This window comes from Pseudomonas sp. S5F11, assembly GCF_019641515.1.
GTDB lineage: Bacteria > Pseudomonadota > Gammaproteobacteria > Pseudomonadales > Pseudomonadaceae > Aquipseudomonas > Aquipseudomonas rhodesiae.
The window spans coordinates 2,062,290-2,077,441 of sequence record NZ_JAIFJZ010000001.1; the positions used below are offsets into that span (position 1 = coordinate 2,062,290).

Sequence of the window (15,152 nt, forward strand, 5' to 3'; positions counted from 1 at the left end):
AGCCTGGGTGTGGCATTGGCTGCTGGCGTATGGCTAGCAGCCGGCTTCTTGGCATCTCACCACTCACAGTAAAATTTCATACAAATGTTTCCGACATGACATTTTGGTGACATTCCCCCTCCTCGCACGCCCTCTGCTTTATAAATCAAACACTTGCCAAAGCCCCGGAATCCCTGGGATACACGCCGTCCCTGGGTATTTTTTCATTGATGAATGTTACCGATGAGCAGCTAGTGCATCGATTACCGAGGTTTTCTGGCATAATCGCGCCCCCTTACGACCGGGTCAGAAAACCTTCATGATCGATTTATTCAGCGGACTGGATGCGTGGGTTCTAGTGAGCCTGTTGCTCGCCCTGGCCTTTGTCCTCGCCTTCGAGTTCATCAATGGCTTTCATGACACCGCTAACGCGGTGGCCACAGTCATCTATACCAAAGCCATGCCGCCACACCTGGCCGTGTTCTTCTCTGGGGTGTTCAACTTCCTCGGCGTGTTGCTCGGCGGTGTGGGTGTCGCTTACGCCATCGTGCATCTGCTGCCGGTGGAGCTGCTGATCAATGTGAATACCGGCCATGGTCTGGCCATGGTCTTCTCATTATTGGCGGCGGCGATCACCTGGAACCTCGGCACTTGGTATTTCGGCATCCCTGCTTCCAGTTCCCACACCTTGATCGGCTCGATCCTCGGTGTCGGCCTGGCCAACGCACTGATCAACGATATCCCCCTGGCTGACGGTGTGAACTGGCAGAAAGCGATCGATATCGGTGCCTCCCTGGTGTTCTCGCCGATGGCCGGGTTCCTGGTCGCGGCCCTGGTGCTGATCGGCCTGAAGTGGTGGCGCCCGCTGTCGAAGATGCACAAGACGCCGGACCAGCGCCGCAAGCTCGACGACAAGAAGCATCCGCCGTTCTGGAACCGTCTGGTACTGGTGATCTCGGCCATGGCCGTAAGCTTCGTGCACGGTTCCAACGACGGTCAGAAGGGTATCGGCCTGATCATGCTGGTGCTGATCGGTATCGTGCCGGCGCAGTTCGTACTCGACCTGGGCAGCACCACATACCAGATCGAACGCACCCGCGACGCCACCGTGCATTTGAGTCAGTTCTATCAGCGCAATAACGAAACCCTCGGCGAGTTCCTAGCCCTGGGCAAAAGCATGAAGGACGACCTGCCGGGCAAGTTCCAGTGCAACCCGCAACAGACCGAGCCGACCATCAACGCGCTGGTCAACACCTTGAAAGGTGTGTCTGACTACCATTCGCTGAGCGCCGATCAACGTATCGAAGTGCGTCGCTACCTGCTTTGCCTGGACGACACCGCGAAGAAAGTCGGCAAGCTGCCAGGCCTGGATGCCCGTGAGAAATCCGACCTCGACAAGCTGCGCAAAGACCTGACCGCCACCACCGAGTACGCACCGTTCTGGGTGATCCTGGCCGTTGCACTGGCCCTGGGCCTGGGCACCATGGTTGGTTGGAAGCGCGTAGTGCTGACCATCGGCGAGAAGATCGGCAAGCAAGGCATGACCTACGCCCAAGGCATGTCGGCGCAGATCACCACGGCGAGCATGATTGGCCTGGCCAACATCTTTAGCCTGCCGGTGTCGACTACCCATGTGCTGTCGTCCGGCGTTGCCGGCACCATGGTTGCCAACAAAAGCGGCCTGCAAGGCGGCACGGTCAAGACCATCCTGATGGCCTGGGTGCTGACCTTGCCGGCGACGGTGGCGTTGTCGGCCGGGTTGTTCTGGCTGGCGTCCAAGGCGCTGGGTAGCTGATCGCCCTGCGCTGAATAAAGAAGGTGCGGCCTCGCAGGAGGACCGCACCTTTTTTTATGGCTGCGCATTAATGCCAGGCATAAATAACAGGCAAAAAAAAAGGGCGACCGAAGTCGCCCAAAATGCCTTGCGTGCTCATGTAACCCGGAAAGACTTAAGGTTTTTTACGCTTATGCGCGTCTTTCCAGATAAAAATTCCAAACCCTACAAAGAACAACACCATGAGGCTGACCGTCAGCACTCCGGCAAACACCACATTATCGATAAACATGACCGGCCTCCTGTGCTTGCCCTGTTGCGATGGGGCTAAGTTAATGGAGAAGGCACATTGGAAAATTGACGGGGATCAATGTCGCCCGCAACGGGGCGTAAAGGAGGGAAATAACTGACCTGCATCAATAGATGCAGGCCATTTCAACGCTTTTTAGGTTTGTTTTTCGGTTTCTTCTTGGCTTTTCCAAGGGGCATGGCCTGTTCGAATGCCTGGCGAACTTCATTCAGACGTTTCTCGTTAAGGTCATGCACCCGCTTGGCGCGTTCGGCATTCAGGTCGATCAGCTTGGGTTCATCACTCATGGCTTGGCTTTTGTGGTGGCGGGAATGCCCCAATAATGCGGCCAACCCCGCCCCACGGCAAATCAGCGAACGACAAAAGGCAGGCCATCGACCAAGATCGGCGCATCTGCCCAACCGTTCGAGGTGCATTCAGGTGGCACTGCACAAAGACCTTCCGCCGTTGCCGGCCCTGCGAGCGTTCGAAGCCGTGGCACGCACGGAAGTTGACTTGGGCGAGCATCAATCGGGCTTGATCGCCTTCACGCTCGACGACTGAGATGGGTTCGAACTCAAACGGCGGTTGGGCTTGCTGGGCATCAACATTGGCGCCAACGGCGTGGCCTGCACCCGTGGGACATGCAGGCTCGAGGCCTGTCCAGCATTGCGCGCATCTGCGTCTGCCCGCTCAGCGACGATGAGGATGACGATGACGATGACGATATCGATGCCCTGCTAAACGCCCTGCGGGCGTTGCGTCGCTAGACTTCGACGTCCACCCACAGGCCCTGGCGCGGCGCGTCCTCAATCAGCGGCACTACCGGCACAGTGTTATCGGCGTTAAGCAGATCGCCGGGGATGGCCAGGTGCTGCTCGGGATCTTCATCCGCCTCGCGCCGACGCTTCTGCTGCTCCTGCTGACGACGTTGTTCCTCGCGCAGCAGAAAAGTGGATTGTTCCGCATCGCCCTTTTTCAGATCGATCGTGCTTTCGTTGGAGCCTTGTTGCACGGGCACCACGGGCGGGATATCCGGCTTCTGGCGCACCGGATCGAGTTGTGACGTGACCGGCACAACGCTGACGGGCAACATGGGTGGCAGCATAAGTTTTCATCTCCTGATCTCAGGCTGTCGGCGTAGTGCGGAGCGACTTGAGCGCCACGGTTTGAAGCTGTGACCCAGTCGACACTCGCAAGTGCCCGCCACCCGTCGATTCAGCGCCCAAGGCGGCATGCAAACGGCGTAGTTTTTGTCAGAGTCCTTGGGCGGTGGACCTTGTTCCGTTAAGATAGTCGGCTTTTTCACGGCGGGAGTCAGGCAGCATGGCGCAGCAGTATCAACCGGGGCAACGCTGGATTAGTGACAGCGAAGCAGAGCTGGGGTTAGGCACCGTTCTGGCACAGGACGGCCGCTTGTTGACCGTGCTCTATCCGGCCACTGGCGACACCCGCCAGTATGCGCTACGGAATGCGCCTCTGACCCGCGTGCGGTTTTCGCCGGGCGACTCCATCACCCATTTCGAAGGCTGGAAAATGACCGTGCAGGAAGTCGACGACGTCGACGGTCTGCTGGTGTATCACGGCCTCAATGGGCAGAACGAGCAGGTCACCCTGCCGGAAACCCAACTCTCCAATTTCATCCAGTTCCGCCTGGCCAGCGACCGGTTGTTCGCCGGGCAGATCGACCCACTGGCCTGGTTCTCGCTGCGCTACCACACCCTGGAACACACCAGCCGCCAACTGCAATCTTCGCTGTGGGGCCTGGGCGGCGTGCGTGCGCAGCCTATCGCGCACCAACTGCATATCGCCCGTGAAGTCGCTGACCGTATCGCGCCGCGGGTATTGCTGGCCGACGAAGTGGGCCTGGGCAAAACCATCGAAGCCGGCCTGGTGATCCATCGCCAGCTGCTGTCGGGCCGCGCCAATCGCGTGCTGATCCTGGTCCCGGAAAACCTGCAGCACCAATGGCTGGTGGAAATGCGCCGCCGCTTCAACCTGCAGGTTGCGCTGTTCGACGAAGAACGCTTTATCGAAAGCGATGCCACCAACCCCTTCGAAGACACCCAGCTCGCACTGGTGGCCCTGGAATGGCTGGTGGACGACGAGAAAGCCCAGGACGCGCTGTTCGCCGCCGGCTGGGACCTGCTGGTGGTCGACGAAGCCCATCACCTGGTGTGGCATGAAGACAAGGTCAGCCCGGAATACGCGCTGGTCGAGCAACTGGCCGAGGTCATTCCCGGCGTGCTGCTGCTGACCGCAACCCCGGAGCAACTGGGCCAGGACAGCCACTTCGCGCGCCTGCGCCTGCTTGACCCGAACCGCTTCCATGACCTGCAAGCCTTCCGTGCCGAGAGCGAAAACTATCGCCCGGTGGCCGAAGCCGTGCAGGAACTGCTGGACAAGGGTCGTCTGTCGCCGGCCGCACACCAGACCATCCACGGCTTCCTCGGCAACGAAGGCGAAGCGCTGCTCACTGCCGTCAACGATGGCGACACCGATGCCAGCGCCCGTCTGGTGCGTGAGCTGCTGGACCGCCACGGCACCGGCCGCGTGCTGTTCCGCAACACCCGCGCCGCGGTGCAGGGGTTCCCGGAGCGCAAGCTGCACGCCTACCCGCTGCCGAACCCGGACGAATACCTCGAACTGCCCCTGGGCGAGCACGCCGAGTTGTACCCGGAAGTCAGCTTCCAGTCGCAGCCGGATATCGACGAAGAAAACCGCTGGTGGCGTTTCGACCCACGGGTCGAGTGGCTGATCGACCAGTTGAAAATGCTCAAGCGCACCAAGGTCCTGGTGATCTGCGCCCACGCTGAAACCGCCATGGACCTGGAGGACGCCCTACGCGTGCGTTCCGGTATTCCGGCCACGGTGTTCCATGAAGGCATGAACATTCTTGAGCGTGACCGCGCCGCCGCCTACTTCGCCGATGAGGAATTCGGCGCCCAGGTGTTGATTTGTTCGGAAATCGGCAGTGAAGGCCGCAACTTCCAGTTCGCCCACCACCTGGTGCTGTTCGATCTGCCGTCCCACCCGGACCTGCTGGAGCAGCGGATCGGCCGTCTGGACCGGATCGGTCAGAAACATGTGATCGAACTGCATGTGCCGTACCTGGAAACCAGCCCGCAGGAGCGGCTGTTCCAGTGGTACCACGAGGCGCTGAATGCCTTCCTCAACACCTGCCCGACCGGCAACGCCTTGCAGCATCAGTTTGGCCCGCGCCTGCTGCCGCTGCTGGAAAACGCTGACGATGGCGAGTGGCAAGCGCTGATCGACGAGGCCCGTGCCGAGCGCGAGCGTCTGGAAGAGGAACTGCACACCGGTCGCGACCGCCTGCTGGAACTCAACTCCGGCGGTGCAGGTGAAGGCGATGCGCTGGTGGAAGCCATCCTGGAGCAGGACGATCAGTTCGCACTGCCGATCTATATGGAAACCCTGTTCGATGCGTTCGGTATCGACAGCGAAGATCATTCGGAAAATGCACTGATCCTCAAGCCCAGCGAAAAGATGCTCGACGCCAGTTTCCCCTTGGGCGACGACGAAGGCGTGACCATCACCTACGATCGCGACCAGGCGCTGTCGCGCGAAGACATGCAGTTCATCACCTGGGAACACCCGATGGTGCAGGGCGGCATGGACCTGGTGCTGTCCGGTTCCATGGGCAACACCGCCGTGGCTCTGATCAAGAACAAGGCGCTCAAACCAGGCACCGTACTGCTTGAACTGCTGTATGTCAGTGAGGTGGTGGCGCCGCGTTCGCTGCAACTGGGTCGCTACCTGCCACCGGCCGCCCTGCGCTGCCTGCTGGACACCAATGGCAACGACCTGGCCGGTCGAGTGTCGTTCGAAACCCTCAACGATCAATTGGAAAGCGTGCCACGGGCCAGCGCCAACAAGTTCGTACAGGCCCAGCGCGATCAACTCACCCCGCGCATCAACGCCGGTGAAGAGAAGATCACCCCGCGCCATGCCGAACGCGTGACCGAAGCCAAACGTCGCCTGGCGGCGGATACCGATGAAGAACTGGCGCGCCTGACCGCCTTGCAAGCGGTCAACCCGACCGTACGCGACAGCGAACTGGTTGCGCTACGCCAGCAGCGCGAGCAAGGCCTGGCCATGCTCGACAAAGCTGCGCTGCGTCTGGAAGCGATTCGGGTGCTGGTGGCGGGTTGATGACTCTCCTGCCCTGGTGACCTTATCGGGGGCAAGCCCCCTCCCACATTGATCTGTGATCGACATGACAACTCGGTCAACTGTGGGAGGGGGCTTGCCCCCGATGGCATCACCTCAGTCTCAAGCGGTCGCGGCAACAGCCGGCACTTCAACCGCACTTAACCCCTCTTTCATCCGCTTGGCATCCCGCACAAAACTGCGCGAGGCCTGGAACAGAAACAGCATCGTCAACAACAGCGCCACCGGAATCAGGTACATGGCGTCGTGCAACCCCACGGCCTTGTAGGCTTCCGTCATCTGTTGCGCCCCGTCCGCATACATCGCCGAATGGGCAAAGTAGTCGGACAAACCGCCAACTACAATCGGCCCCATGCCGCCGCCCAGCAGGTACAACCCAGCAAAAAACAGCGCCATCGCCGTAGCCCGCAGGCGCGGTTCCACCACGTCTTGAATCGCGGTGTAGACACAGGTGTAGAAGTTGTACGCAAACAACCAGCCAACGCTGAACAGCGCGATAAACACGCCGATTTCAATGCGCCCGGCATGCAGGGCCCAGGCGGTAGTGACGGTGGAAATAATCAAGCTGCAGGCGGCGAACAACAGCCGACCATTGGCAATCCGCTGGTGAATCTTATCGGCGATCCAGCCGCCCAGGGTCAGACCGACCAGGCCGGTCACACCGACGATAACCCCAGTGGCCACCGCCGCGTCTTGCAACGGCAGCAGAAAATAGCGCTGCAACATCGGCACCAGAAAGGAATTGCACGCGTAAGTCGCGAAGTTGAAGCACAGCCCGGCCAGTACCAGCCACAGGAATGTCGGCACCGCCAGCACACGGCGGATCGGGCGGTCGACACGCGTCTGCGACACCTGCACAGTCTCGGCCGCGCCACGCTTGGGCTCTTTGATATAGAACATGAACACCGCCAGGATCAGCCCCGGCACTGCGGCAATAAAGAACGGCGCGCGCCAGCTGTCGAACGCCTTGACCATCGCCCCGATGGTAAAGAACGCCAATAGCAGGCCCAACGGTAGACCGAGCATGAATATCCCCATGGCGCGGGCGCGGCGGTGCGCTGGGAACAGGTCGCCGATCAGCGAGTTAGCGGCCGGTGCGTAGCTGGCTTCGCCGATGCCGATGCCCATGCGCACCAGCAGAAAACTCCAGAAACTGCCTACCAAGCCGTTGACCGCCGTCAGCCCGCTCCAGGCAAACAGGCCCCAGCCCATCAATTTGCTGCGCGAACCGGTATCGGCCAGACGCCCCAGGGGCAGGCCGGCGATGGCATAGACGATGGTGAAGGCGGTGCCGATGATGCCGAGCTGGAAGTCGCTCAGGTGCCATTCCATGCGAATGGGTTCGATGATGATCGCCGGGATAGTGCGATCAAAGAAATTGAACAGGTTGGCGAGGAACAGCAGGAACAGAATGCGCCAGGCATTCGCCGCTTGGGTCGAGTTCTGCATGGGTCCGTCTCTTTTATTGTTATGAGAGCTGCGATGCCCGCTGCATCCTGCTCAGGTTCCTGCAACATAGTCACGCTGGCGGTGGTTGTCTGTAATGATTCGTAAAGCTGATAGGACGTAATTTCACCCGGCGCTGCGGGACTTTGCCTACGCAAAATATATGTGCGCCCCCCTCTTCCCAATGGCGATGGCGTGGATAGAATGGCGAGCCTTCCTGTAGTGCCCCTATCCCACTTTTCGTATCGATGACGCCCATGTCCGAAGCCAGTCCGTGTCTGAGTTGCGGTGCCTGCTGTTCCTATTTTCGCGTGTCATTCTTCTGGGGCGAGTGCGCCTCGTCGGGGGGCACGGTGCCCGATGATCTGGTGGTACAGATCAACCCCACCCGCGTGGCGATGATCGGCACCGACCAAAAGCCCGCGCGTTGCTGCAGCCTAGAGGGCCAGGTGGGCGAAGGCACCCGTTGCACGATCTACGAACAACGCTCCAGCGTCTGCCGCGAGTTTGAATCGTCTTGGAGCCAGGGCGTGCAGAACGTCGACTGCGATGCTGCGCGCGCTGCGTTCGGCCTGGCGCCGTTGCCAGCACCGTTCGAAGTGGAGCTTCCCATCAGCGCTTAGCATCAAACGCTATGAACGGCATGCCGAAATGGTCCAGAGCAAAGTGCCATTAGCCATGGAAAATCCCGCGAGGCTTCTATACTCGACCTCATAGGTCATCGCCGTAGGCAGTGACGTGACCCTATGACAGGACATGCTATGGAATGGCTAGGTCTGCACTTTTTTACCGACCTTCCAGCGAACGGGCACTTATTACTCAACTGCAGTCATAACCCATTCCTGGTGCTGCTGGCTTATTTGGTCGCCTGCGCGGCGGGGTTCGGCACGCTGGACATGGCTGAACGGGTCGGCCATGTCGAAAACCCCACCGCCCGCCGCCACTGGCGCTGGCTGGGTGCGGGTTGCCTGGCCGGCGGCATCTGGTCGACTCACTTCATCAGCATGCTGGCCTTCCAGGCTCCCATCGCGTTTCACTACGAACTGCTCACAACCTTCACGTCCCTGTTGATCGCCCTCGTCGCTTCGCTGTTCGCAATGAAAACCCTCAGCCATACGAAGGTGCGACTGCATCAATACCTGCTCGCAGCTGTGTGGATAGGCATCGGCATCGCCCTGATGCATTACGTCGGCATGTCGGCCATGCGCTCTCAGGCCCAAATGTATTTCGACTCATGGCTGCTGCTGGCCTCAATCGGCATTGCCATGGGCGCCAGCCTGGCGGCGTTGTTGCTGTCGAGTTACCTGCGCACCGGCGCCGGAATATTCCATCAACTGCTCAAATACGCCGCCAGCCTGGTGCTGGGCGCGGGCATTATCAGCATGCATTTCACCGGAATGGCAGCCCTGCAATTGGTGGTGCCAACGGGTGCAGACCTTTCGCTACGGCTGGACAACAATCCCATCCAATTGGGTCTGTCGGTGGCTGTCATCACCCTGCTGGTCATCAGCAGCAGCATCAGCGCGGCCCTGGCGGACAAGAAGCTGCAGCACAAGGAACGCGATTTGCGCCGAGTCAACGCATTGCTCAGCGAACTGGACCAAGCTCGCGCCTCCTTGCAGCAGGTGGCCCATTACGATGCGCTGACCAGCCTGCTCAATCGTCGCGGGTTCAACCAGGTCTTTGCGGAGAAAGTCATAGAAAATACCGTGAACCACGGCATGATGGCGGTGATCTTCCTCGATATCGATCATTTCAAGCGCATCAACGATAGCCTCGGCCATGACGCCGGCGACCAGCTCCTGACAGTGCTGGCCAGCCATATCAAAGGCTCGGTACGCAGCCATGCCGACGTGGTCGCCCGGTTCGGCGGCGACGAGTTCTGCATCCTCATCAGCATTCACCACCGCGATGAAGCGCGGCATCTGGCCCAACGCATCATGCAGAAAATGAAAGAACCAGTGGAACTGGCGGGCCGTCGGATGGTGATGACCACCAGCATCGGCATCAGCCTGTTTCCCGATGACGGTCAGACATGCGAAGAGCTGCTCAAAACCGCCGACCTGGCGCTTTATCAGTCCAAAGATGCGGGGCGCAACAGCCTGAATTTCTTCAGTTCCAACTTGAAGACCCGCGCCACCCTCGAATTGCAATTGGAAGAAGAACTGCGCAGTGCCCTGCGTACCGGAACCCAATTGGTGCTGTTCTACCAACCGATCTTCGACATGAAACTGGGCAAAGTCAGTCGCCTGGAAGCCCTGGTACGCTGGCAGCATCCACAGCACGGGCTGCTAGCCCCCGATCGGTTTATCGAGATTGCCGAAAACAACGGCTTGATCGCCGACTTGGACCACTGGGTGCTGCGCCAAGCCTGCCATGACCTGAGCCTGCTCACGGACCGGGGCTACACCGACTTGACCCTCTCGGTGAACTGCTCAGCCCTGAACCTGGAGCGGGATGAGCTGGCGGATGAAATCGAAGACGCTCTGCGCTTCAGCGGCCTGGCCGCCAATCGACTGGAGCTGGAAGTGACCGAGAACGCGCTGATGGGCAATATCAGTAGCACTCTGGCGCTGCTGCGGCAAATTCGCTCACTGGGCGTGTCGCTGGCGATTGATGATTTCGGCACCGGCTATTCGTCCCTCGCCTATCTCAAACGCTTGCCGCTCAACACATTGAAGATCGATTGCTCGTTTATCCAAGATATTCCCAAGTCCACCGCCGATATGGAGATCGTCCAGGCGATCATTGGCATGGGCCATACCCTTCACCTCCAAGTAGTGACCGAAGGCGTGGAAACCCAGAGCCAATTCGAACTGCTGCACGGCCTGGGCTGCGATTTCATCCAGGGCTACCTGTTAAGTCCGGCGGTGGCCGTCAGCGACATCATTGGCGTGGTTCAGGGCATTGAGCGGCGCAACCCTCTCCACCGGATGCGCGCCGCCGCCAGCAAGGAGTCGGCACTTTTGAAGGAGCCTTCGGCCAGCCGCAGCGGCTCCGGTTCGATCGTAAGGCCCATCCGTTGATCATCAATCTTTGGCATTTCGCCATCATTTCCCTAAAGATCGCCGACGAACGGCCGATTCATCAGAGTCCGCATCAGCGTTTTCTTGAGTGCTTCAGCCTCAAGCTCAACGGCGCAGGACAACGACGCACTGTAAAGTCGCGAACTCCCATTCCGTGATGGCCTTTTGATGCACTTCAGCCATCCGCCCAGGCACATGGCGCACAATGACTTCTAAAAATAACTCTGCCAACGTGGTATCCGACGTGTTGCTCACAGCTCCTGCGGAAAAAACCTCAGGTTCAAAGTCATTGAGCACCCCCTCCGCGCTGGCCACTCAGCAGTATTTGTACTTCACCGAAACCAACACCGACCGCATTCTCGATAACCTCGACGGCCTGCGCGACATGGTGTTCCCGCGCCCACCCCACGCCGAAGGCGATGGCGAACAGCACAGCGACCAGGAATTCCCCTCGGTGTGCCTGATCGGCCTGGGCCGTTGCGGTTCCAACATCGCTCTGGACGTGGCAGAACTGGTGTACAACGCGCGCAAGTTTTACCTGAACGAGTTCAGCACTGAAGACAAGTCGATCGATAAGGGTTACAGCCCGGCCCAATGGATTCGCAACAACTTGCGGCTGGGCAGCGGCAAGGCCAGCAAACCGGTGTTCCTGGTGGAGCCGCTGGTGATGCTGGGCGACCTGGATAAAGACATCGCCGGGCGTATCCGCTTCTCGCGCAAAAACGAAAAGAGCGGCTTCCTGCGCGATTACAGCAAAATGAAAATCATGGACCTGTCGGAAGTGCATGCCGGCGGCGCCGGTAACGCCCCGATCCTCGGCCAGTACCTGGCCAAGATCATCCTCAACAAAGATACCCAGCGTTTCTCCAGCCCCGACTGGAAGATGATCCACTCGTACCTCATCGACTCCTGCGGCATCAAAGCCAACCAGTCGCGCCTGTATTTTTCGATTTTCAGCGCCGGCGGCGGCACCGGCTCGGGGATGGCGTCCGAATTCGGCCTGGCTCAACAACACTCGTACATGAACAAAACGTTCGATACCAAACCCGCCGACGAGCACGACAGCAAGAGCGGACATGCCTTTGTATTCGAGCCGATCTTCACCAGCGGCATTTGCGTACTGCCGAATATTTCCGACCACCGCAGCGAAATGTCCGAGGCCTTGCACATCAACGCCGGGCGCCTGCTGTGCAAATACCTTTCCGAAGAATGGGACTTCTCGTACAACTTCGCCAATGAAGACAGCAGCGAAGCCAGCGTAAAGGGCCGTATCCGGCCGTGGAACGCCATGATGCTGATCTCCAACGACATCATGCGTTACGCCGAAGAGAGCGACGACGGCAATATCCAAAACATTGATGTCAATGCCATGGAGAAACACGCCAACCAGTACATCTCCCAGCAGATCTTCAACATCCTCACGGCCCAGGCGGTGACCACCGACTACGACCAGAACTATTTCCGCCGCGCCGGTATCGACATCGGCGAAACCATTCGCCTGGATGCCAACGACCTGTTTATGAGCCTGGCCGGCCCGGTGGCGATTGCCTACGCCGAATCCGTGGTCCCGGAAACCCCGGCGCCGTCGAATGACAAGTTCAAGGTCTTCGAAAAAGAACCTCAGCGCCTGAACATCGACGACCTGTTCTTCCGCTCCATCGATTTGCCGCACTTCAATAAAGTCACCCAGGCCATCGAAGGCATCAGCCTGTTGCCGATCGAGTCCAAGCGTTACAAGGCGTCCCTGGAACAATACAAGAACTCCGGCTATGACGCGGCGGCGCTGCACGACCTGCACTTCTTCAAGAACTGCTCGTCGGTGGTGTCGATCGTCTCGCTGCCCAAGGACTACAAGCTGTCCTATATGGACCTGAATCGGCTCAAGACTCACCTCAACAGCCTGTTCCCCAACACCACGCTCAAGCGCTATGCCCTGGTGATCGGCGCGTCGGCCAACCTGTCACTGACCACCTTGATCGCCAAGAGCCCGTGCCTGTCGGATGACTTCCTCACTTTGATCGTGGCGTTTATCAAACGCTGCTTTGCGCGCAATCCGTATCGTTTCGACGACACCCTGGACAACTCGATCCTGGACTTCATCATCCACGAGGATTTCGACGAAGACCGTATCGACGAGTTGCTCAATGAGTTTGAAAACCCGGCGAAGATCCTCGATACCAACTGGTACGCGATCAAACCGATGTATGAGAAGAAGTACCGCGAGCTGATCAACGACAAAGAGAAATTCGTGTCGATCAATGACATTCGCCTGTCACGGGATTGCGTGAAAAAGGCGATCAAGTACCTGCGTGAGATTTACCGTCATCGGATCGGGAAGACCAAGGTCATTTCGTTGAACAACCATACCGGCAAGACCGGCTGACGTGAGGCGATGCCATCGCGGCGGGTCCGCGATGGCGCTTTGAATGAAGGCCTTCATTTCATTGGCATACTTCGAAACAATTGCCCAGGCCTTCCTAGCCCCCTGAAACTGTTCCCGTGACGTGCACGTCACCCTCGGCTGTGACCTTTCTCTACGGCAAGATGCCATCACGCCGCCAGCGGTTACTCCGCTACACACTTCTTCGAGCAGAAATCACGCACCATTCTCGTGCAGAATTTTCTTACGACGCCCTTTCCTGGATCAGAATCCACGGAGAAACCACCACCGCCCATAGGCTTGGATCACGCTCCACCAGGTCCAATGCCCGCGGGGCAGACACTTCGCCGAGGCTGCCCGCGGCCAGCCAGGCAGCGACTTTGTCGCGATTGTCCTCGGCCATTCCCTCAGCGGCCTCGATCAAATCCAGGCAGGGGTCGACCCACAATAGGGCACCCTTGGCAAAGAACGGTTCAAGCTCCTTCCAGGAGATTTCGGCGGTTTCACCGAGCAGCTTGGCATAGAGGGTGCTAGGTTCTTGCGTCATGGGAGTTCACCTGAAGAAAAAATCGGCGCAATCATAACGTCATGCTTCAGGCAGAAAAACCCAGTTGCAAATGCGTCAACGATTGAAAAGTGTCAGGAAAGCCAAGGAATGCGCGAGATACAGGTATCACCCCCGCCGCAATTCTGTCTTTTTCTTTCATTTAAGCGACACCCCCGGATTTGCCCCTGGCAGCCAGCTTTTCAAGCGATCAACCGGCGCTCTACACTGTACCGGTACAGTTGCCAGGCGGTTGCCGGGGGGATATCCGAGATATCCGATCCGGTTCAGCAGCTCACAAGGCCGCCAGAACTATAAAAAATACAACAGTAAGAGTGGAGCACTATGAATAAGGCTACTAAGCAGATTTCCAAACTGTTTGCCGCTATGGTCCTGGCTGGGGTTGCCGGCCATTCGTTCGCAGCCGACACCATCAAGATCGGCATCGCCGGCCCTAAAACCGGCCCTGTGACTCAGTACGGCGACATGCAGTTCATGGGTGCCAAGCAGGCCATCGCCGATATCAACGCCAAAGGCGGTGTCGACGGCAAGATGCTCGAAGCCAAGGAATACGACGACGCCTGCGATCCTAAGCAAGCCGTGGCCGTAGCCAACAAAGTGGTCAACGACGGCGTCAAATTCGTAGTCGGCCACCTGTGCTCCAGCTCCACCCAACCCGCCTCGGATATTTATGAAGACGAAGGCGTCATCATGATTACCCCGGCAGCCACCAGCCCGGAAATCACCACCCGTGGCTACAAGATGATCTTCCGTACCATCGGTCTGGACAGCGCCCAGGGCCCTGCGGCCGGTAACTACATCGCCGACCACGTGAAACCGAAAGTCGTTGCGGTACTGCACGACAAACAGCAATACGGTGAAGGCATCGCCACCGCCGTCAAGCAGACCCTCGAGAAGAAAGGCGTAAAAGTAGCCGTCTTCGAAGGCCTGAACGCTGGCGATAAAGACTTCTCCTCGATCATCCAGAAGCTCAAGCAAGCCAACGTCGACTTCGTCTACTACGGCGGCTACCACCCAGAGCTGGGCCTGATCCTGCGCCAGTCCAAGGAAAAAGGCCTGAACGCCAAGTTCATGGGTCCGGAAGGCGTCGGCAACGACTCCATCTCGCAGATCGCCCAGGACGCTTCCGAAGGCCTGCTGGTGACCCTGCCGAAGTCCTTCGACACCGACCCTGCCAACAAAGCCATCGTGGAAGAGTTCACCAAGAACAAGCAGGATCCAACCGGTCCGTTCGTGTTCCCAGCCTACTCGGCCATCGAAGTCATCGCGGGTGGCATCAAAGCCGCCGAGAGCGAAGACACCGCCAAAGTGGCTGCAGCCATCCACGCGGGCACTTTCAAGACGCCTACCGGCGACCTGAGCTTCGACAAAAACGGCGACCTGAAGGACTTCAAGTTCGTGGTCTACCAGTGGCACTTCGGCAAACCTAAAACCGAAGTATCCCCTCAGTAAGCCAGGCGTTACTGGTCAACAAGCCCACTGTGAAAGCAGTGGGCTTTGTT

11 protein-coding genes and 1 pseudogene are annotated in these 15,152 nt (G+C 58.9%); 7 read left to right on the plus strand and 5 right to left on the minus strand.

Going from position 1 to position 15,152, the window contains the following annotated elements; translation table 11 throughout:
- Positions 1 to 298: 298 nt before the first annotated feature.
- Positions 299 to 1,774 (plus strand): inorganic phosphate transporter, encoded by a 1,476-nt coding sequence (locus K1567_RS09145; RefSeq protein ID WP_034096310.1) that lies wholly within the window; start codon positions 299 to 301, stop codon positions 1,772 to 1,774.
- A 154-nt stretch (positions 1,775 to 1,928) separates the two neighbouring features.
- On the opposite strand, the gene ccoM is transcribed toward K1567_RS09145, so the two are convergent.
- Both ccoM and K1567_RS09150 read right to left on the minus strand, forming a co-directional pair.
- Positions 1,929 to 2,045, minus strand: coding sequence for a cytochrome c oxidase subunit CcoM (gene ccoM / locus K1567_RS27775; RefSeq protein ID WP_034096309.1), 117 nt, complete (start codon positions 2,043 to 2,045; stop codon positions 1,929 to 1,931).
- A gap of 143 nt (positions 2,046 to 2,188) precedes the next feature.
- Positions 2,189 to 2,350: a hypothetical protein gene (locus K1567_RS09150; RefSeq protein WP_094064713.1), complete on the minus strand. Its 162-nt coding sequence runs from the start codon at positions 2,348 to 2,350 to the stop codon at positions 2,189 to 2,191.
- Between the two features lie 205 nt (positions 2,351 to 2,555).
- On the opposite strand from K1567_RS09150, the pseudogene K1567_RS27515 reads away from it, so the two are divergent.
- Positions 2,556 to 2,812: pseudogene (locus K1567_RS27515) on the plus strand (aminotransferase); the annotation flags it as partial.
- Here K1567_RS27515 and K1567_RS09155 read toward each other — a convergent pair.
- Positions 2,809 to 3,150, minus strand: a complete 342-nt coding sequence (locus K1567_RS09155) for a hypothetical protein (RefSeq protein WP_034096307.1) — start codon at positions 3,148 to 3,150, stop codon at positions 2,809 to 2,811. The pseudogene K1567_RS27515 and the gene K1567_RS09155 sit on opposite strands and share 4 nt — an antisense overlap.
- Before the next feature lie 218 nt (positions 3,151 to 3,368).
- Between K1567_RS09155 and rapA the strand changes: the two genes are divergently transcribed.
- Positions 3,369 to 6,215 carry an RNA polymerase-associated protein RapA gene (gene rapA, locus K1567_RS09160; protein WP_034112221.1) on the plus strand — a complete coding sequence of 949 codons (2,847 nt, stop codon included), beginning with the start codon at positions 3,369 to 3,371 and terminating at the stop codon, positions 6,213 to 6,215.
- Positions 6,216 to 6,335: 120 nt separating this feature from the next.
- On the opposite strand, the gene K1567_RS09165 is transcribed toward rapA, so the two are convergent.
- Positions 6,336 to 7,682, minus strand: a complete 1,347-nt coding sequence (locus K1567_RS09165) for an MFS transporter (protein WP_034096305.1) — start codon at positions 7,680 to 7,682, stop codon at positions 6,336 to 6,338.
- 254 nt (positions 7,683 to 7,936) lie between these two features.
- On the opposite strand from K1567_RS09165, the gene K1567_RS09170 reads away from it, so the two are divergent.
- From K1567_RS09170 to K1567_RS09180, 3 genes are all read left to right on the plus strand, one after another.
- Positions 7,937 to 8,302, plus strand: a complete 366-nt coding sequence (locus tag K1567_RS09170; protein WP_034096304.1) for a YkgJ family cysteine cluster protein — start codon at positions 7,937 to 7,939, stop codon at positions 8,300 to 8,302.
- A gap of 138 nt (positions 8,303 to 8,440) precedes the next feature.
- Entirely contained in the window at positions 8,441 to 10,705 is a 2,265-nt protein-coding gene (locus K1567_RS09175) for a bifunctional diguanylate cyclase/phosphodiesterase (RefSeq protein ID WP_220698393.1), read from the plus strand.
- A 205-nt stretch (positions 10,706 to 10,910) separates the two neighbouring features.
- Entirely contained in the window at positions 10,911 to 13,088 is a 2,178-nt protein-coding gene (locus K1567_RS09180) for a hypothetical protein (RefSeq protein ID WP_034096302.1), read from the plus strand.
- Positions 13,089 to 13,329: 241 nt separating this feature from the next.
- Here the strand turns inward: K1567_RS09180 and K1567_RS09185 are convergent, their stop codons facing one another.
- Complete coding sequence (locus K1567_RS09185; protein ID WP_034112217.1) at positions 13,330 to 13,632, minus strand: DUF2288 domain-containing protein; 303 nt, start codon at positions 13,630 to 13,632, stop codon at positions 13,330 to 13,332.
- A gap of 342 nt (positions 13,633 to 13,974) precedes the next feature.
- Between K1567_RS09185 and K1567_RS09190 the strand changes: the two genes are divergently transcribed.
- A complete protein-coding gene (locus tag K1567_RS09190; RefSeq protein WP_034096300.1) occupies positions 13,975 to 15,102 on the plus strand; it encodes a branched-chain amino acid ABC transporter substrate-binding protein in 1,128 nt (375 codons plus the stop codon).
- Positions 15,103 to 15,152: the final 50 nt, after the last annotated feature.

Bases quoted from the DNA above. Each gene is read 5' to 3' on its own strand.
- K1567_RS09145 (WP_034096310.1), top strand. From the start codon at position 299: ATGATCGATTTATTCAGCGGACTGGATGCGTGGGTTCTAGTGAGCCTG.
- ccoM (WP_034096309.1), bottom strand. From the start codon at position 2,045: ATGTTTATCGATAATGTGGTGTTTGCCGGAGTGCTGACGGTCAGCCTC.
- K1567_RS09150 (WP_094064713.1), bottom strand. From the start codon at position 2,350: ATGAGTGATGAACCCAAGCTGATCGACCTGAATGCCGAACGCGCCAAG.
- K1567_RS09155 (WP_034096307.1), bottom strand. From the start codon at position 3,150: ATGCTGCCACCCATGTTGCCCGTCAGCGTTGTGCCGGTCACGTCACAA.
- rapA (WP_034112221.1), top strand. From the start codon at position 3,369: ATGGCGCAGCAGTATCAACCGGGGCAACGCTGGATTAGTGACAGCGAA.
- K1567_RS09165 (WP_034096305.1), bottom strand. From the start codon at position 7,682: ATGCAGAACTCGACCCAAGCGGCGAATGCCTGGCGCATTCTGTTCCTG.
- K1567_RS09170 (WP_034096304.1), top strand. From the start codon at position 7,937: ATGTCCGAAGCCAGTCCGTGTCTGAGTTGCGGTGCCTGCTGTTCCTAT.
- K1567_RS09175 (WP_220698393.1), top strand. From the start codon at position 8,441: ATGGAATGGCTAGGTCTGCACTTTTTTACCGACCTTCCAGCGAACGGG.
- K1567_RS09180 (WP_034096302.1), top strand. From the start codon at position 10,911: ATGACTTCTAAAAATAACTCTGCCAACGTGGTATCCGACGTGTTGCTC.
- K1567_RS09185 (WP_034112217.1), bottom strand. From the start codon at position 13,632: ATGACGCAAGAACCTAGCACCCTCTATGCCAAGCTGCTCGGTGAAACC.
- K1567_RS09190 (WP_034096300.1), top strand. From the start codon at position 13,975: ATGAATAAGGCTACTAAGCAGATTTCCAAACTGTTTGCCGCTATGGTC.